Source organism: Hymenobacter metallicola, assembly GCF_004745645.1.
GTDB lineage: Bacteria > Bacteroidota > Bacteroidia > Cytophagales > Hymenobacteraceae > Hymenobacter > Hymenobacter metallicola.
In genome coordinates, this window is the sequence record NZ_SRMB01000001.1 from 618499 (window position 1) to 636267 (window position 17769).

Genomic DNA, 17769 nt, shown 5'->3' on the forward strand with positions numbered 1-17769 from the left:
CGCATTTTATGTTGGCGTTTTGTTGCCAGCATCCGTCCTGATTCCTCTGGGCGTAGGGGCTTATACGCGCGCCTACGCCCAGCCGGGTCTGCAGAGCATCTACCTGTATCTGGTGGTAGGGGGCATTACCAATGTGGTAGCGCGGGCCGTGGGGGCGGCGCACCTGAACAACCTGCCGCTGCTCCACATCTATACCATTCTGGAGTTGCTCTTGCTGCTGCGCTACTACCGCACCCTGGTCCGGGGCAAGTACGTGGTGCTGGGAATCCAGGCCTTATACTGGCTTTTTCCCGTGCTAGCGGTGCTCAACTTTCTGCTGCTACAGAGCATTTTCACGTTTAATTCCTACCCGCGCGCCCTGGCCTCGGTTATCGTGGTGGGCCTGAGCCTGCATTTCTTTTTCCGGGAAGAGGGAAGCTTTTCGGCCAACCAAGCCAACCGCTGGATTAACGTAGGCCTGCTGCAATACTTTGGCAGCGCGGCGTTTATGTTCGCCTTTTCCAATATTATCTACCAGCACGTCAGTCCGCAGGGGCAGAACGTGCTGGGTATTACCCACGCTACGCTCGTGCTACTGATGTATCTGTTATTTGCTCTAGGCTTTTTTTATGCTCGCCCAAGCCGATAATATTTATCTGCTCATTATCCTGAGCATGGCCGGCACCTTCAGCATGATTGTGACCTTCGTGCTGATTCACTTTCGGAACCTGCACAAGCTTTCGGCCCAGGCCGAGCAGCTGCAGCACGCCCGCCTTCAGTATCAGCAGGAACTGCTGGCCGCCGTGATAGAGTCGCAGGAGGCCGAGCGCCGCCGTATCGGGCAGGATTTGCACGACGACGTGGGTACGGCCTTGTCCAACCTGCGCATGACGGTGGAGCTCTATCAGCACCGCAATGGCAGCCTGGCTGCCGACCCCAGCGCCTTTGTTACTTCCTGCAAAACCATTATCGACAAGGTGATGGTAGAAGTGCGGCATATTTCCCACAATCTTTCTCCCGTGAGCCTTCACCTGTACGGCTTCACGGAGGCCGTGGAAGAGCTGGCCGATATGCTTAATAACGGCCGGAAGCTGCGCTGCCGCTTGGATAATGAGGCGCCGGCCCTGTTCGACGCCCTGCCGGGGCCCCGGGCCACAGCCCTCTACCGTGTGGTAGAGGAGCTGCTGCACAATGCCATCAAGCACTCGGCCGGGCAGCAGGTGCAGCTTCGGTTCTGGTCGGAGCCCGACGCCCTGGTGTTTTCGTACCAGGACGATGGCCGGGGCATGGTATGGGAGCCGGCCGCCAAAAAGGGCATGGGCCTGCACAACATCGAAAGCCGCCTGTCTATTCTGCACGCCACCTACTCCGTCCAAACCGCTCCGAATGCCGGGTTCGGGATTGTGGCCCGGCTGCCGCTATAAGCTGCTATTCTTATTCTATTCTGCCTCATGGAATCCTCTGCTAATATCCGCCTGGCCGTCGTCGACGACCAGAATCTGTTTCGGGAAAGTCTGATTGCCCTGATTGGCTCCGAGCCCGACTTGGAGCACGTGGCCGAAGCCGGCGACGGGGCGTCCTTTCTGGCCTTGTGTGCTACGTTGCCCGCCCTGCCCGACATTGTGCTGATGGATATGAACATGCCGGGCCTAAACGGGGTGGAGCTCAACGAGGCCTTGCAACGCCAGTACCCGAGCGTGAAAGTCATTGTGCTGTCGGTGCATGCCCAGGAGCGGCTGATGGCCAAGATGATAACCGCCGGGGCCGTGGGCTACCTGGCCAAAAACTGCAACAAAGATGAGTTGCTGCTGGCCATCCGGGCGGTATACCGCACGGGCTTTTACATGAGTCCGCAGGTGCTCAGAGCCATTCGGCAAACGCACAGCTACCGGCCCACATCGGGCAGCCTGCTTCCGGGGGAGGCCGAGCTTACCAACCGGGAAAAGGAAGTCCTCCACCTGATCTGTCAGCAATACTCCAACGCGGAAATTGCCGAAAAGCTGTTTTTGAGCGTGCGCACCGTTGAAGGACACCGCAACAACCTGCTGCTGAAAACGGGTTGCCGTAATACGGCCGGTCTGGTGCTATTTGCGGTGAAAAACCAGCTGCACGAGGTGCTTTTTTAAGGCAGACAAGCAGGAGCAGCCCCAGTTGCCCAGACTAGATTGTGGAGTCCCGGAGTCCGGTAGCCTGCCTTGTGCCGGCGCCGGACTTTTTTTATGTCCCACGGGTGAAATACTGGCCGAGCGTATGCGGGCTTCGTGCCACTGGCAGGAGCCGAGTAGAACTACCTGGTTTGTAAAACGGGCACTTCTACGCTGCTATGCCGCCGGGGCATCTGCTTCCTTTGAATTGTCAACCGAAGCGCTTCACCCTGACAACGGCGGATATCGAAAAGCCGACCAAAGAGTAGATACGATTCCCTTCAAGCTCATTATCCCCATGCAAAACGCCAAATCATCCTCCGTTATTGACACTCAGACTGCCGTGCAAGGTTTCGACCATCCGCTGGCGCAATCCATCCAAGCTACTGCCAACGGAACAACCTACACCATCGAAATAGATGCGACTTCGACTGTGTTGGGCGAACTGCAGGCCCAGAACTTTACCTTATTGGCGTACAAAGGAGCCTCGGGCCCCAACCAGGTTTCGGCCGGTATGCCGACTTGGTTTGCCCAGCCCTTTATCAACCTGTTTACGCCGATTGATATCGAGTATACGCCTGTGTACCAGGTATATATATCCAGTGTGCTAAATGTAGCGCCAAACACGATTATCAACATGGCCAAGGCTTCCTTGCCAGTGGGATTGGGGACTAGCCTGGTCTTCAACGCCGACGGTACCTTTACGCAGGGCGGAGCCGGCACCGCTGGCAGCATTGCCCTGACCAATAACCGCCCCGCCGGCACCCCGCCGCTGGTAGTTGGCCTGGCAGCCATGATCAACGGAGTCTTCTCGCCCTTCTGCGCCTTCACCTGCCCTCCGCAAAATGCGGTGCAAATGACCCCGCACGAAAGCGTCGCCTTCTTTGCCGCCCGTACGGCCCTGCAATCGGGTTCGGTAACGGCCAATGCTACGGCTCCCGGCTCCTCGTTTGCCATTCAGCCTACCGTGACGGACTACACCCTGCAAGTGCAAGACTCCACGTTCGCCATCGTTGGCACCGGCTCCACGATTACGACGGTCATCAACGCCGGTGACGCCCTGAGCATTCTGAACTCCTAATAATCAGTGCCCAAGCTTGGTGCAGGTTCTTGGGGCGGCCTCCGCACGCGAGGGCTGGCGCGAGGCTTGGGCAACCTGATTCTTGTTTCTGGCCCGCATGAGCAGCACATCCGCCACCGTTACCATCCAACTGCAGAGTGCTGATTTACGCTACATCCTCTCGCTTAATCAGCAGATTATTATTGTCAGAAGCCTGAAGAACGAGGGCAACTATGTAGTGGCCTGCTACGCGTCGGTGCCCGTTTTTCCAACCACTACGCTGCAGTTTGGCCCCAACTGGTACGTGTTTGCCGCCCCTGTTCCCAGCGCTTTCGACCAGCTTCCCCAGCTCCCAACCACTGCCCAGGTTGTCGATGCGGGCACTGTGTACACCTTTTCGGCTGGCATCTTTGGTCAGCAGCAGCCCGCGTATAGCCCCACGGTGTTTGGCTGTGACAACACGGTGGCGCAGCCCATTGGCTTTGGTGTTGCGCAGGACCTGGGGGTGAACGGTGTGCCGGCTCCGGCGCCGCTGGCCATTATGGAGGCCCCCACCAACCAGACTAGCTACCTGGAGCCAATAGACGAAATAAAAATTTTCCTGGCCTCTAACCTCACGGTCGGCCAGGTGCTGCCCGCGGCCCTCCTAACGCCCATCGGAGGAAGCAGCGTAAATCAACGGGGCGGTTTCAGCGTGGGGCAATACCTGGCCGTTCCGCTGACGCAAGACGTAACGGTCGGCTTCAATTCGGCTTCAAACTCCTTTGTTCGGACGTCCTTGCTGGGCGGGTAGCCCGGGTACTTGCCTAGGCTAAGCGGGACTTGTGCGAAGCGGGCCGGAGAAAAGCCGTCGGGAGGCTGCTTGCTTTTACACGAATTATTACGGTCATTTTTTACCTGAAGAACATGCCAACAAGTTTACGATTCCTAAGAGGTGGCGCCTATACCAGTGATTTGACGACTATTTGCAGCGCCATCCGGGCCAACGGATCGGCCGTGAACGTCAGCCACTGCACCATTACCCACCCCTTGGTGGCGGGCAACATTCAACTCCTGATCAACCTGGCCTACCAGCCCAACGGGAGTATGCCCCTGGCGACGGCCTCGCTCTACGTCCTGGGATTTATCAATGGTACCGGGACGTATACCTTCGCCCTAGCGCCCTTTCCCGGCGGACCCATCCCCGGCGCGGTGCCCTTGGTGGGCATCGACGGGTCCTACGCCAGCCTGGGCTACGCCGTCGGGTTTGGGGGCTTGCAGATTACGGATGCCAACCTGCAAGCGTCGATACAAACTGTGCAGGCCTACGCCGGGGGCGCGTACACACCCGCCTTCCTGACCAGCCTGACGCGCCTGATTATTGCCTCCAGCGAGTCGTTGCGCCTGCACCAGGTCGGTATTGATGTGAACAGCGTGCTGGGTACGGCCGTGGCGTACGCACCCGACTGGAACGCCGTGCACGCCTGGGGCGGCCATACGCTCGGTTTCTAACCGGCGCCTTGCCTGGCTAAGCTCAAAGGCCCTGGTTGCGGAGGGTAGCCTTCCGAAGCCAGGGCCTTTGTCGTGGAGCCGAGAAGCAGATTTCGCCTAGAACTTATAGTCTTTGTATTCTTTGGTGAACTCGGCTGCCGAAATGGGCTGGTTGGGTACCACGTCCGAGAATTCAAACTTTTCGAACAAGCCCTTGTCGTCGTTCACCTGCACGGCGGCCGGCAGGAAGGTTTTCTGGTCGACGCAGACAATGGTGCGGCGCCCGTAGCCATTGGGTACCTGCAGGGTTTTGCCCGCCGGCACGGTTTCCTCCGCCGACAAGCCGTTGCGTTCCATAATGCGGTATTCGCCGCAGCCAAACCGCTCGGCAATACGCGAAACGGGCTCGGGCTTGGTGGTTTTGTAGGTTACGTAGCGAAACTGCGGAAAGTCGGAGCGCAGCACGTAGCAGGCCCGGCCCGCCACCGTGGAGTCGCCGGCGTAGCGGAAGCTTTTCTCGTAGGCGTGGTCCTGGCGCAGCGTCGAGCCATGAATCAGGTCGGCAATGGTGCCGAAGCCGGCATTGAGCACGCTGTGGTGCTGGCTGCGGCGCATGACCGAGCCCTTGGGGTCCAGGTTGAGCGTCACGTAGGGAAAGGCGTTGGGGTTTACCCAGGCGTCGCCGTTGTTCTGCCCCGTTACCCAGAGCACTTCGATGCCTTTTTGATTGCGTACATAAATCTTCAGCGGGCTAAACTGAATCTTCATGTTGGAGCGGGCCTGCTGGTATTTATTGCCTTCCAGGCGCTCCTGGGCCCGCACGGTGCAGCGCAGGGTCTTCAGGTTTTCGATGGCGCTGGTAAGGCGAGCCAGTAATTGTTCGGTGGTAATCTTATCGGCGGGTGGGGCCGGGGCAGCGGCTCCTGCGGCGACAAGCAGGGCCGCCAGAGCCGAAAACCGCAAAGTACGAGTCATGCAGAGCGAAAAATAAGGATAGATAAGCCAGAACCACGCGGCCTCAGCCAAAACCGCGCCGGAGCTGAGAATCAGCGAATACCAGCTTAATTAAGGCTAATTCGGGGAAAGCGCGAAGCGGTGCTGTCGAATACGAAAAGCTCGTCAACTTCCACCTGCAGAAAGAAGCGGTAGAGCGGGAATTGCTCGACGGTGGAGCGGATGGCTTCCTCACTGCTGCCGTTCATCGTAATCCAGCCGCGGGTGCGGTTGGCGCTGATGGCGTAGGCCTCCACGACATTGGCTTCAATAAGCTCGTTGATAAGATTCCGGTGCTCCGGAATCAAGGCAATGAACTCTTCATCAAAGGAATCCGGGAAACGGACGGTGACGACAAACTTAGCCATGCGGTATACCTATAGTATACGCTTAACGCCAGCACCCGGGGGAAAGTTGGGCCTGCTCGGCCGCAGAGGCAACTTTTTGCGCTGAAAAACAGAATAGCGGGTATGCATTTCGCCCTGATAACCCCCAGCCATAACCGGCGGCAGTACCTGCCCGAAGCCATTGCCAGCGTGCAAGCCAGCATTAGCGCCCCTCTGGACTTTTCCCGGGAACACCTCATTTATGAAAACGGCTCTACCGACGGCAGCCTCGAGTGGCTCAAGCAGGCCGCCCAGCAGGACGGCCAGGCCCTGCGCTACTGGAGCCACCCCGAGAAAGTACGGGCCGGCCGGGCCCGCAACCGCCTGATCGAGCAAACCGACCCGGCCGCCTGGCTCGTGCCCCTCGACGATGACGATATTCTGCTGCAGCGCTGCCTCTACCACTACGCCGCCCTGATTGAAAAGAACCCCGCGCAGCCGTGGTTTGTGGCCGACTTCCTGCGCATGGACCAAGACCGCCGCTACTTGCCCAAAGAAGATTACTACGCCTGGCGCTTCGACTCGCCCCAGGCCATGCTGCACGCCATTTTCAAGGCCGAACACTTTATTCAGGGCAACGTGTGCTACAGCCGGGCGCTGTTCGATACAGTAGGGGGCTACGACGAAGACCTGGCCATGGCCGAAGACCTGGATTTGTATGTGCGTTTTCTGCTGGCGGGCCACCTGCCCGTGCTTTCGCCCCATATCAGCCACTTGCACCGGTTTCACAGCAGCAACGTCAGCATCGGCGTGGATGCGGGCAAGCACAACGAGGATCTGCGGGTGATTTATGACAAGTATGCCGAGCAGCTACGGGCGCTGGGCGTGGAGCGGCCGGGGTAATGGGAATGTAAGTTGCAAGTGGCGCATCAATACCCTACCAAAGGCAATGGGTGTAAAAATGATTATGCGGTCTGCCAGCGTTGGGTCAATTCCTTCCGCGGTCAGACTCTTATACATGCTTTCTTCCGTAGCATTTACCGGCACGAAGTAAGGAAGTGACTGCTGAATGGTTGAGGTCAAGTCAGTGCTGCAGCTTATTACGCTATTTGTCCGTAGGGTAACTTACCCCACCTTTCATAACCAGCCTTACCTGGCGCAAGGCGGTAATCTGCTGGGTTGGGTCGCCTTCGACGGCTACCAGGTCGGCCAGCAGGCCGGGCTGAATTCGGCCGCGGTCCGGGAGATGGAAGACGCGGGCGTTGCCGCTGGTCTGGGCCTGCAGGACTTCCAGAGCCGAATAGCCATATTCCTGGACCAGCAATTCGGCTTCACGGCTGTTTTCGCCGTGCCGGAACACCCCGACGTCGCCCCCCACAACCAGAACCCCACCGCTTTTCCGAAACGCCTGCACGCTCAACCGTTTCTGCTGCAGACGCTCGGGCTCCGGGCCTAAGCCTTTCTTCCAGCCTTGGTACTGCGAAATAGCGTCGCCGGCGGCCACGGTGGGGCACAAGGCTACCCCGCGCTGCTTCATCAGCTTGAACACTTCCGTCGTGCCCGCGTCGCCGTGCTCAATGGTTTCGACCCCGGCCAGGGCGGCGCGGCGCATGCCCTCGGGGGTGGAGGCGTGGGCCACGACGGGCCGACCCGCGCCCTTGGCCGTTTGCACAATCAGGGTTAGCTCTTCCTGGGAAAACGTGGGGCGGGAAGGCTCGCCCTTGCCCCAACGGTAGTCGGCGTATACTTTAACAATGTCGGCCCCTTTGCCAATTTGCTCCCGCACGGCCCGCACGATACCATCGACGCCGTCGGCTTCCTGGGCGCCCTGGGGCACATCCACATCCACCGAAAGTTTGGGACCATAGCTGCCCGTAGCCACCAGAGCCCGGGTGGCCACCAGCAGGCGCGGACCCGGGATGAAGCCCTGATCAATGGCCTGCTTGAGGCCCACATCGGCGTAGTCGGCGCCTTCGGTGCCCAGGTCGCGGGCCGTGGTGTAGCCGGCCAAGAGCGTGGCCCGGGCGTGGGCGGTGGCCCGGGCTACCCGCAGCGCCTGCGACTCCTGCAGCACCTGGTCGTTCCAGCTGGTTTCGTTGTAGGGGTGGAGCAGCAGGTGCGAGTGTCCTTCAATCAGTCCGGGTAGCAGCGTCTGGCCCGGCAGCTCCAGGGTGCGGGCCCCGGCCGGAGTCCCTACCTGGGCCGCTGGCCCAACGGCCTTTATTTTGTCGCCTTCCACCAGCACGGCCCAGCCGGGATGCAGGGCCTCCCCATCGAATACGGCCGCCGGACGCAGCAGAACAATTGCGGAAGCAGGGGCGGGTGGCGGGTTTTGCGCCGTAACTGAACCCCACACAACGCCCAGCAAGGCGCTGAACGACAGGCGGTAAAAGGCGGAAGTCAGGTTCAAGGAGAAATGCATGAAGTCGGAGTCAGGCTACAAGGCTGGCCGGGCAGCTAAGGCTGCTTTTTAGCCATTTTCTCGAAAGCCTTTTTGGTAAGAATAAGAATGTCGCGGGTGCTGGCGTCAAACAAAGAAACATACTCTCGCCCAACGACCATGTGGCGCGGCACCGGAAACGTCTCCTGGTATAGGAGCAGGGAACAGATGTCGGTGGCGGTGATGTAGGGGTGGGCAGACAAGTGCGTGTGCATGCCCGTCGACACTTGCTGGTCCGGAGGCAGTTTCATGGGCACATACGTGCTGTGCAACCGCTCGGTGGATTGAACCTGCAGGTTGCGCCCTATCTTCATCAGCACGTCGTTGCCGATGGGCAGCACCCCGCCTTCCTGGGGGCCGGTAAACACGTAGGCGCGAATTTCGCCGGCTTCTTCCAGAATAGCGACGTTGGGATGGGTGTTTTCCGGAAACGCATAGGCAGTGCCCGACACCTTGTTTTCCTGCAACTCTTCCAGCACGCGGCGGCGGACGGTGAAAAACTTCTGTTCGGTGGCCGAGGCGGGCCGGGGCCGCAGCTGTCGGCCGGTGCCGGGCTCTATGGTGTGGTGGGGAAAGCTGAAAATGTAGCGCGCCAGTAGGGGCGCCGTTTCCGCGGCCTGCTGGAAAAATACGGTCCGCATAGAGTCACCGTCGGCATAGGAAACATACCCAACCATGCCCGTCAAGTCGGGCTTCTGCGCCATGAGCAAATCGGTAGCCACCCAGGCAGACCGCTCCGACTGGTACAAGGCCAGCCCTTCCTGCAGAATGCGTTGCTCGATGGCCCGCAGCCCGCCCGCCTGAGCCTGAGCCCAGGCCAGCTGCGGTAAACATAGGATTAGTACAAAGCCGAAGATGTTTCTCATAAAGCCCGGAAAATAGTACGCCCGCTGGAAATTAGGCATTCCAGCGGGCGTAACAGCATGTGGGCGTTAAATAAAAGCTAGACGCCTGGCTTGGCGGCCTTTTGCTTGACCTTCATTTTTTTCACTTCCTTACCTGGCTCGGGGGTAGCGGCGGCATTAGGGCCGCCCACCAGCGTCATTTCCTTCACCAAATGACTGGCCCCGGCGTACTTATCGACGACAAACAGCATGTAGCGCACGTCGAGGGTGATGTTGCGGACCCGGTCGGGGTCGAACATAATGTCGCTCATGGTGCCTTCCCAGTTCCGGTCGAAGTTGGTGCCAATCAGCTCCCCGCGGCCGTTGATAACCGGGGAGCCGGAGTTGCCGCCGGTGGTGTGGTTGGTGGCAATAAAGGCCACCGGCACCGTCCCGTTCACGGCGTAGGGGCCGTAGTCTTTGGCTTGGTAGAGCTCCACGAGGCGGGCTGGTACTTCGAAGTCGGGGTTCGTAGGGTCGGCTTTTTCCATGATGCCGTCCAGCGTAGTGTAGTAGTCGTACTTTACGCCGTCGGCCGGCTCGTAGGTGGCTACCTGGCCGTATGCCACGCGCAAGGTTGAGTTGGCATCGGGGTAAAACTTCCGGTCGGTCTGCATCTGGCGCTGCCCGGCCACGTAGGTGCGCTGCAGCAGGGCAATCTGGTCGGTGTGGGTGGTGTAGGCCGGCAGAATGGTGGCGCGGTAGTTTGCAATAATAGCGGCAGCCAGCTGGGCGGCCGGGTCGTCGGCGAGGGCGCGCACATTGCCTTTGCCTACCTCATCGAGTACGGCCTGGGCACTGACCTCCGTCGTCAGCTTCGACTTGCTGTAGAGAGAGTTGGCGTAGCTTGTCCAGCCGGTTTTGCCAGGGTACTGCTTCTGCAGATTCTTCACGTAGGCTGGCAGCAGGGCTGCCGGAGTTCCCTCGGCGTAGAGCGGGAGCAGGGCCGCGGCAACCTTCTGGTCGGTGGCCGGCGAATAGTTGCGAAAGAAACCCGCCACGCCTTTCTTCGCCCGGGCTACGGCGGTGGCTAGCTCCTCGGCCGAGGCTTTTTTCTCCACCATATCTACCAGGGGCAGCAGGCTGTTGGCATACGCGACTAGCTCCACGCCCAGGGCTGCTTCCGTGACGTAGTCACGGGCCAGGGTATAGTCGCGCACGGCGCGGTAGTGCTGCTCGAGCTGGGGCAGCAGGGGGGCGTAGGCTGCTTTCTGGGCCTCGGTGCCGTTCTGGGCCCACCGCATAAACGTGGCTTCCTGCTCCTGCTTGCGGGTCACGGCGTCGAGCTTTTTCAGGCCGCGGGTTTCGCCAATCCACTTTTTCCAATAGTTGGCAATGCCCGCGTACTTGGCCGCGTACTGAATGCGCACCTTGTCGGAGGCCTTCATGTCCTGATCCAGAATGCGCAGCTTGGCGTCGCGCACCTTGATTTTGGCGGGGTTCGACAAGGAGTATACTTCATCCACTCCCCAGGACGTCAGGTACTCGTTGGTGCGGCCGGGAAAGCCAAAGACCAGGGTAAAGTCGCCGGGCTTAATACCGTTCAGGGAAATGGGCAGATGGTGGCGGGGCTTGAAAGGCTTGTTGTCCTTTGAATACGGGGCGGGCTTGTTGTCGGGGCCGGCGTAGATGCGGAACATGGAAAAGTCGCCGGTGTGGCGGGGCCAGGCCCAGTTGTCGGTGTCGCCGCCAAACTTGCCGATGCTGCTCGGCGGGGCGCCCACCAGCCGGATATCCTCGAACACCTCGGTAATGAACATGTAGTACTCGTTGCCGTTGTAAAACGGCCGAATAAACGATTGGTAGTGCGTGTTTTGTACCGCCGCCTGAGCTACGCGGGCAATGTTGGCCTGCACCAGCTTTTCGCGGTCGGCTTCGGCAATGTTGCTCGTCGGGACGCCGGCCAGAATCTGGCCTGTCACGTCTTCCATGCGCACAATAAAGGTGGCCGTCAGCCCGGGGTTGGGCAGTTCCTGGTCCCGGCTCATGGCCCAGTAGCCGTTGGTCAGGTAGTCTTTCTCCACCGAGGAGTGCTGCTGAATCTGGCCGTAGCCGCAGTGGTGGTTGGTCAGCAGCAGGCCCTGGTCGGAAATAATTTCGCCGGTGCAGCCGCCCCCGAACTGGACGACGGCGTCTTTCAGGCTGCCCTGGTTCACGCTGTAGATCTGGTCGGCGGTGAGCTTGAGGCCTTTGCTTTGCATGTCGGCTTCGTTGAGCTGCTTGAGCAGCAGCGGCAGCCACATGCCTTCATCGGCGCGGGCCGAGGGCAAAAAGGATAGGAGGGTAAGGGCTAGCAAAGCCAGCCGGGTCGTAATGTGCATAGAGGTGGAGGGGGTGAAGGAAAGACCAGGGCCGGGCGGCCAACGCAAATTTCGTTGATTTTTGGTCAGGTTGCCAGCTACCGGAAAGTCACCAAAAAAGAAACCCCGACGTGAGTGGTCGGGGTTCAAGTGCTGGGAAATTTGGGGGCGTCGCTTAGGAGTGGCCCAGTTCGGCTACGGCTGGCGTTGCTTTGGTCGTATCGACGGCCACGGCAGCCGGTACGTCCTTGGTGGCCTCGTTGGCCTCGGCCGCGTGCGTTTGCTCCCACTCCCGGAACCGGGTAATTTCTTCCTGGAAGGAACCGACAAACCAGCTCATCAAGCTTAGATCATCCAGAAAGCCTACCACCGGGATAAAGTCGGGCACCAGGTCGATGGGCGAGAGGGTGTAGAGCAGCACGCCCAGGCCCGAGAGAATGGTCTGGGTTTCAATCTGCCGGTAGGCGCCGCTGACGTAGCTTTTCACCAGGCGCACTACGGTCAGCATCACGTCCAGCAACTGCTTGAACTTGTTGTCGCCGCTTTTCTTATCGGCCAGTTTGTTGGCCACTTCGTTGAGCACCAGCACCACCTTGAAGGGGCGACCCAGTAGCCGGCCGGCGCGGTTCATGAAAACGCTAAACAGCGCATTTTTGGAGATGGAAAACCCTTTTTCGGCGAGTGAGGACATAGAAGAACGGTTAAAAAGAAGATTTGCTGGGTGTACGCAGCCGCAGCCCGGGAAGTTGGTTACCTTCGCCCCGCACCAAGCTCCTGCGTCTATGTCCACCACTGAGCGGCCCGTCGAGGGCCAGTACCTGCCCTACTACGACACCTACATCCGCCACATTCCCGAGGGTGCCGACCCGCTCTACATGCTGGAAAAGCTTCCTGATGCGCTGCAGCAGGCCGTGGGGCAGCTCACCGACGAACAGGCCCGCTATGCCTACGCCCCCGGCAAGTGGAGCATCAAGGAAGTGCTGGTGCACATCATCGATACCGAGCGGATTTTCGCCTACCGTGCCTTGCGCATTGCCCGCAACGACAAAACCGATCTGCCCGGTTTCGAGCAGGACGACTACGTGCCGGCCTCCGAAGCCAACGACCGGCCGCTGGCCAATATTCTGCACGAATACGCCTCCGTGCGGGCCGCGACCTTGTCGTTGTTTCGCTCGTTTTCGCCCGCCCAGCTGGAGCGAACCGGCTCGGCCAACGGCGGCCCGGCCAGCGTGCGGGCCCTGCTTTTTATTATTCCCGGCCACGAGCTGCACCACCTGAGCATTTTCCGGGAGCGGTATTTACCCGGCCTAAGCTAGGCATCAACGCACAACACCTACGCGTAACATTGCGTTAGGAATCTGGAATTCATCTTCTACCCAATTCATACTGCATCATGGCTAAAGCACAAGACGCCCGCAAAGAGAAAAAAAAGGAGCCGGCTAAATCTCCCAAAGAGAAAAAGGCCGCGAAGGAAGAAAAGAAAAAATCCAAAAACAGCAGCAGCGAGTAAGCTGCGCTGTTATGGATAAAAGCCCCGTTATCAACTACTGATAACGGGGCTTTGTGTTGGTATACTGGAAGGTGCAAGTGAAAGAAAGTAAGACTAGAGCGTGTAGTACGGCTCCTTTTCCTTGTCGTGGTGGCGAATGTAGCCGTGCAGCGTCAGTTTGATCAGCGTTTGGTAGGCCCGGCGCTTGCCCAGGTTGCCGAGCTTCATGTACTGAGCCAGGGTGATGCGCGGGTGCTTGCGCAGGTAGTCCAGCACGGCCAGCTCGTGGCGGTTGAGCGGCAGTTTTTCAAGCCGCTGGGGCTCCTGGCGCTCCAGCACTTTTTCCGTCAGGCCGCTGGTTTGCACACTTTCATCCCGCACCCGCACGTAGCCCCGCCAGTCGCCCTCGGCCACCTGGGCGCGGTGGGGCTTGTGGGTACTTTCCCGCACGGTGACAATCAGCACCGTCCGGTTTTCTTCTTCTACCTCCTTGAAATTGAGCGTAATCGGTGGGTCGATATACTGCTCAGCCGCTAGGCGCAGCACGTACATTTCCTCTTCCGCATCCCGCACGCCTACGATGCGCCCATCGTCGTCGACGCCCACCAGCACCCGGCCCCCGTGGGTGTTGGCCAGCGAGGCCAGCGTCCGGGAAATGCGCGTGGGATGCGTCGTTTTCTTTTTGAATTCCAGCCGCTCGCCCTCGCCGTGCTTGATGAGTTCCTGCAGTTCCGTCATGTACAAGTTGACTACCAATTGACAACTGAAAACAGCACGTACCGTTTTCAGGCTCTTTTACGCAGTGGCGCCCCGGAGGAATTACTCCAAGCCCACTTCTTCTTCCGAAATACGCCAGAGGCGGCTGGCTTCGGCCCGGTTTTGTGCCGTGCTCGAGGTGCGGGCCGGCTTGTTGTTCTTGAAATAGCGCCCACTAATGGTGGCTACCTTGGGGTCGGTAGCCAAAAAAATACTGGTTTGAGCCCCAGCTTCTGCGGTTACCATCAGGGGCCGGGCCAGTAGCCACAGCAGCTTCAGCAAACGGGAACTGCCCGGGTGCACTAGGCCCGTATCCACAATGCCCGGATGTAGGGAGTTGGCCGTAATGCCAGTCAAATCCAGGCGGTGCGCCAGTTCATTGGTAAACAGAATGTTGGCCAGCTTCGAGTCGCAGTAAGCTGTAAAGGGGCTATACTTCTCCCGGTCGTTGCGAAAATTCTGGGCCGGTTCTATTTCCCCCAGCCAGTGCGCCTCGGAGGCCACGTTGATGATGCGGGCCTGCCCGGCGGCTTCTAGGCGGGGCAGCAGCAGGTTGGTCAGCAGGAACGGGGCCAGGTGGTTGGTAACCCAGCTTAGCTCATGGCCTTCGTTGGTAATAGTAAGGGCCCCGGGCATAATACCGGCATTGTTGATGAGCACATCCAGCGTATCATAACGGCGGAGCACTTCCGCCGCCAGCACGCGCACCTCGGCCAGCACCGACAGGTCGCAGAGCAAAATATCCGGCGCACTTTGCGGGCTGGCCTCTTGAATCAGCGCCCTGGTTTGTTCGGCACGCTCCGGGTTGCGGCACACCAGCACCAGGTGGGCCCCCCGGCGAGCCAGTTCCCGGGCCGTTATCTGCCCAATACCCCCGGACGCGCCCGTAATGAGTACCGTTTTTCCATCAAGTCGGGGTAAGTTGGGAAGCACAGCCATGAGTGGGCAGAGAGAAGCCAGGGAAAGCAACCGGCGGGTTATCTAGAACGGAAAGCCGGCCCTCCTGTAAACGATAAAACGATACCGGGAAGTTTTACTTTTTGCTGGCCGAAGCGGGCAAATTATGCAGAAGCGCCTAAATGCAAAACGGAAGCCGGCGCTCCAGCAAGGAGGTCCAGCTTCCGTTTTTGCATCTACGAAGGCAGCAGAGCCTTACAGGTTTACTTAGAAAGGCAGGTCGTTGTCGTCGTCGCCGGCGATGGGCGCAGCCGGAGCAGCGCGCAGGTTCGGGTTTTGGTTCTGGGCGGGAGCAGCAGCCCGGGGGGCCGCCTGCTGGCCGTAGCCACCACCGGCGGGGGCACCGCCACCGGCCGCGCCAGCCTCAATACGCCAGGCTTCCAGGTTGGTGAAATACAGCATCTGGCCATTCTTGTTGAAGCCGCGACCCCGCAGGTTGAAGGTAACTTTTACCTCGTCGCCTACTTTGTAAGCATCAATAAGGGCGGTTTTATCTTGAACCAACTGGAACTTGATATGCTCAGGGTACTGGCCCTCCTGAACTTCCAGCACAAATTCGCGCTTGCGGAATTTCTCACTCACCTGCTGTTCGTCAAAAATCTCGTGCAGGCGGCCGGTAGCGTCGTAAGCCATAAAAAAATACGTTAAGTGGGGAAATCGGTAGTTCAAACGTACGAAAAAAAACGCGTTATGGCTACCTGGACCGGCCAAAATCCGGACCGCGGCGCTGCGTATCTTTGCCTCTCGATCTTGCTCTCAGTCCTCTAAATTACCTTGTTCCTCCATGGAGTATCCTTTCGCTCTGGCCCTGCACGGTGGTGCCGGCACCATCTCCCGCACCCTGATGTCGGCCGAAGCTGAGCTCAACTACCGCCAGGCCCTGCAGGCGGCGCTGGAAACTGGCTACGACGTGCTGCGCCACGGCGGGGCGGCCCTCGATGCCGTGGAAGCCGCCGTGGTTAGTCTCGAAGACTGCCCTTTGTTCAATGCCGGCCGCGGCGCCGTATTCACCCACGAAGGGCACCATGAAATGGATGCGTCCCTCATGGATGGCCGTAACCGGGCCGCTGGTGCTGTCACCGGTGCCCGCCAGATCCAGAACCCAATCCGGGCCGCCCGCTTGGTGATGGAGAAAACCGAACACGTGCTGCTGGCTTACCCCGGCAATGAGGAGCTGGCCCGCGAGTTTGGACTGCCCATGCAACCCACCGAGTACTTCTTCACCCAGCACCGCTACGACCAGTTGCAGGAAGCCCTGCTCGAGGGCCGGATGCGACTCGACCACAGCGAAGCCGCCCAGGCACCGCTGGAAGAGCCCGTTGCTTTTGTGGATGAAGACCCCAAGAAAAAAATGGGTACCGTGGGAGCCGTAGCCCGCGACCAGCACGGCAACCTAGCCGCGGCCACCAGCACGGGCGGCATGACCAACAAACGCTACTCCCGTATCGGCGACTCACCCATTATTGGCGCGGGCATATTTGCCGACAACCACACCTGCGCCATCAGCTGCACCGGGCACGGCGAGTTTTTCCTGCGCGCTGTCGTCGCCCACGACATTGCCTGCCTGATGGAATACCGGGGCCTGGGCCTGGCCGAAGCCTGCCGCATCGTGGTCCACGACAAGCTGGCACCGGTGGGGGGAGAAGGTGGACTGGTTGCCGTGGACAGTACCGGACAGATTGCTTTGCCCTTTAATTCCGATGGTATGTACCGCGCCAGCCTTAGCTCCGACGGTTCTTTGTACGTGGGAATTTACAAGGACTAAGTCAGTATCGGCCTTGCCGGTAAGGCCGAGTTTGGCCCGCTCGAGTAGGCAAGTGATAGTTCCGAGAACACGCCTACCAACAGACGAGTTTTGGTGCTATATATATAAGGAGTAAAAAGCGTCTTTTGCCGAATCTGTAACCGTCAAATGCAGAACGCCGACTTTCAACTAGAAGGTCGGCGTTCTGCATTTAGGGTAGCGGGTCTGCTCAGACTGCAGCAGTATGGGCTGGTGAGGAAATTTCCGGAGCGTTCTGGGGCGAAACCGTCGGCGCGGGAGCGTAAGCCGTTTTATCGGCGTAGAACTTCCGGTTCTCAATGTCATACGTATTGCCCTTGGCCAGTACGTGCAGGGTCATATTCTCCATCGACAGCGCCGCGCCTTTTTTGGCCGCGGCGGCATTGTTGTGCTGAAGGTTGTGCCCATCCATGATAATGACGAGGTTGGACCCGATAGTTTCAATCAGATTGCCTTCCGTAATCAATACTCCAGTGTCTTCGCCCAGCCCGATGCCGATAAGCTTGGGGTGCAAGGCTACCGCCTCCATCAACCGGCCGAAGCGGCCCCGCTTCACAAAGTGGGAGTCAATCACGACGCTCCGGTTCAGGCTAAGACCAGTGCCGATTTTAACGGCGCCCTTCATGAGAGCGTCGGGTACGCTGCCGCCCATAATCATGATGTGCGACATGGCCATGGCTCCGGCGCTGGTACCGGCAATAACGAAGTTGGGCTCGTTGTAATACCGGGTCGTGAGCCGGTCCAGAAATTCGCTTTCCCCGAACATCATTTTCAGGCGCGACTGGTTGCCGCCGCTCATCATCACGATGTCGGCTTCGAGCAGACGGGCTAAGTACTCCGGCTGCTGCGCGTCTTCCGGTGTGCGAATATCGAGGATGCCTACATTCATGCAGTTGAGCATGGCGAAGGACGACACGTAAATCTTAGCTACTTCCTCCGGAATCATGGAAGCCGTGGTGATGACCTCAATGCGCGGATCGGTTTTGCCCGACTCCGTTACAACGCGCTTCAGAATACCGAGCTCAAAAAAGTTGAGGTAGTATTTTTTCTTGGTGCGCGGGTTCGGATAGGTGCCTTTATCTTCATTGCCGCCAATGGCAATTAATTTCCCGAGAGGTTTAGGTGCTTTCAAAGCGCAGCGCAACATTAATGACAACAAAAGAAAAATAACTCTAAAGGGGCAAGCAA

Annotated in this window: 19 protein-coding genes; 9 read left to right on the forward strand and 10 right to left on the reverse strand. The window is 59.1% G+C overall.

Annotated features, from left to right (window positions below):
• The first annotated feature begins 19 nt into the window (after positions 1-19).
• From E5K02_RS02560 to E5K02_RS02585, 6 genes are all read left to right on the forward strand, one after another.
• A complete protein-coding gene (locus E5K02_RS02560; RefSeq protein ID WP_167856260.1) occupies positions 20-628 on the forward strand; it encodes a hypothetical protein in 609 nt (202 codons plus the stop codon).
• Positions 609-1403, forward strand: coding sequence for a sensor histidine kinase (locus tag E5K02_RS02565; RefSeq protein ID WP_135391771.1), 795 nt, complete (start codon positions 609-611; stop codon positions 1401-1403). Before E5K02_RS02560 ends, E5K02_RS02565 begins: the two co-directional genes overlap by 20 nt.
• Before the next feature lie 27 nt (positions 1404-1430).
• Complete coding sequence (locus tag E5K02_RS02570) at positions 1431-2105, forward strand: response regulator transcription factor (protein WP_135391773.1); 675 nt, start codon at positions 1431-1433, stop codon at positions 2103-2105.
• A gap of 316 nt (positions 2106-2421) precedes the next feature.
• Positions 2422-3204 (forward strand): hypothetical protein, encoded by a 783-nt coding sequence (locus E5K02_RS02575; protein WP_206025917.1) that lies wholly within the window; start codon positions 2422-2424, stop codon positions 3202-3204.
• Between the two features lie 97 nt (positions 3205-3301).
• On the forward strand, positions 3302-3976 hold the full coding sequence (locus E5K02_RS02580) for a hypothetical protein (protein WP_135391775.1): 675 nt from the start codon (positions 3302-3304) through the stop codon (positions 3974-3976).
• A 161-nt stretch (positions 3977-4137) separates the two neighbouring features.
• Positions 4138-4674, forward strand: coding sequence for a ribosome-inactivating family protein (locus tag E5K02_RS02585; protein WP_167856261.1), 537 nt, complete (start codon positions 4138-4140; stop codon positions 4672-4674).
• A 96-nt stretch (positions 4675-4770) separates the two neighbouring features.
• Here E5K02_RS02585 and E5K02_RS02590 read toward each other — a convergent pair whose 3' ends face one another.
• Complete coding sequence (locus E5K02_RS02590) at positions 4771-5628, reverse strand: DUF1571 domain-containing protein (RefSeq protein ID WP_135391779.1); 858 nt, start codon at positions 5626-5628, stop codon at positions 4771-4773.
• Positions 5629-5714: 86 nt separating this feature from the next.
• The gene (locus E5K02_RS02595; RefSeq protein WP_135391781.1) at positions 5715-6014 is read right to left on the reverse strand and encodes a hypothetical protein; all 300 of its coding nucleotides are present in this window, start codon (positions 6012-6014) and stop codon (positions 5715-5717) included.
• A gap of 102 nt (positions 6015-6116) precedes the next feature.
• Between E5K02_RS02595 and E5K02_RS02600 the strand changes: the two genes are divergently transcribed.
• Positions 6117-6875, forward strand: coding sequence for a glycosyltransferase family 2 protein (locus tag E5K02_RS02600; RefSeq protein WP_135391783.1), 759 nt, complete (start codon positions 6117-6119; stop codon positions 6873-6875).
• A 202-nt stretch (positions 6876-7077) separates the two neighbouring features.
• Here E5K02_RS02600 and E5K02_RS02605 read toward each other — a convergent pair whose 3' ends face one another.
• The 4 genes from E5K02_RS02605 to E5K02_RS02620 all read right to left on the reverse strand — a co-directional run bounded on the left by E5K02_RS02605 (position 7078) and on the right by E5K02_RS02620 (position 12287).
• On the reverse strand, positions 7078-8394 hold the full coding sequence (locus tag E5K02_RS02605; RefSeq protein WP_135391784.1) for a metal-dependent hydrolase family protein: 1317 nt from the start codon (positions 8392-8394) through the stop codon (positions 7078-7080).
• Positions 8395-8429: 35 nt separating this feature from the next.
• Positions 8430-9278 carry a hypothetical protein gene (locus tag E5K02_RS02610; RefSeq protein ID WP_135391786.1) on the reverse strand — a complete coding sequence of 283 codons (849 nt, stop codon included), beginning with the start codon at positions 9276-9278 and terminating at the stop codon, positions 8430-8432.
• A gap of 77 nt (positions 9279-9355) precedes the next feature.
• Positions 9356-11617 carry a S46 family peptidase gene (locus E5K02_RS02615; protein ID WP_135391788.1) on the reverse strand — a complete coding sequence of 754 codons (2262 nt, stop codon included), beginning with the start codon at positions 11615-11617 and terminating at the stop codon, positions 9356-9358.
• Positions 11618-11771: 154 nt separating this feature from the next.
• Positions 11772-12287, reverse strand: a complete 516-nt coding sequence (locus E5K02_RS02620; protein WP_135391790.1) for a YkvA family protein — start codon at positions 12285-12287, stop codon at positions 11772-11774.
• 91 nt (positions 12288-12378) lie between these two features.
• Here E5K02_RS02620 and E5K02_RS02625 point away from each other — a divergent pair, with 91 nt between their 5' ends.
• Positions 12379-12912: a DinB family protein gene (locus E5K02_RS02625; protein ID WP_135391792.1), complete on the forward strand. Its 534-nt coding sequence runs from the start codon at positions 12379-12381 to the stop codon at positions 12910-12912.
• A gap of 287 nt (positions 12913-13199) precedes the next feature.
• Here the strand turns inward: E5K02_RS02625 and E5K02_RS02630 are convergent, their stop codons facing one another.
• The 3 genes from E5K02_RS02630 to E5K02_RS02640 all read right to left on the reverse strand — a co-directional run bounded on the left by E5K02_RS02630 (position 13200) and on the right by E5K02_RS02640 (position 15431).
• Positions 13200-13823, reverse strand: coding sequence for an AlbA family DNA-binding domain-containing protein (locus tag E5K02_RS02630; protein WP_135391794.1), 624 nt, complete (start codon positions 13821-13823; stop codon positions 13200-13202).
• A gap of 81 nt (positions 13824-13904) precedes the next feature.
• Entirely contained in the window at positions 13905-14780 is an 876-nt protein-coding gene (locus tag E5K02_RS02635; RefSeq protein WP_135391796.1) for an SDR family oxidoreductase, read from the reverse strand.
• Between the two features lie 225 nt (positions 14781-15005).
• The gene (locus E5K02_RS02640) at positions 15006-15431 is read right to left on the reverse strand and encodes a DUF3127 domain-containing protein (RefSeq protein WP_135391798.1); all 426 of its coding nucleotides are present in this window, start codon (positions 15429-15431) and stop codon (positions 15006-15008) included.
• Between the two features lie 151 nt (positions 15432-15582).
• Here E5K02_RS02640 and E5K02_RS02645 point away from each other — a divergent pair, with 151 nt between their 5' ends.
• A complete protein-coding gene (locus tag E5K02_RS02645) occupies positions 15583-16563 on the forward strand; it encodes an isoaspartyl peptidase/L-asparaginase family protein (protein WP_135391800.1) in 981 nt (326 codons plus the stop codon).
• Positions 16564-16771: 208 nt separating this feature from the next.
• Here the strand turns inward: E5K02_RS02645 and E5K02_RS02650 are convergent, their stop codons facing one another.
• The gene (locus E5K02_RS02650; protein WP_135391802.1) at positions 16772-17713 is read right to left on the reverse strand and encodes a cyanophycinase; all 942 of its coding nucleotides are present in this window, start codon (positions 17711-17713) and stop codon (positions 16772-16774) included.
• Positions 17714-17769: the final 56 nt, after the last annotated feature.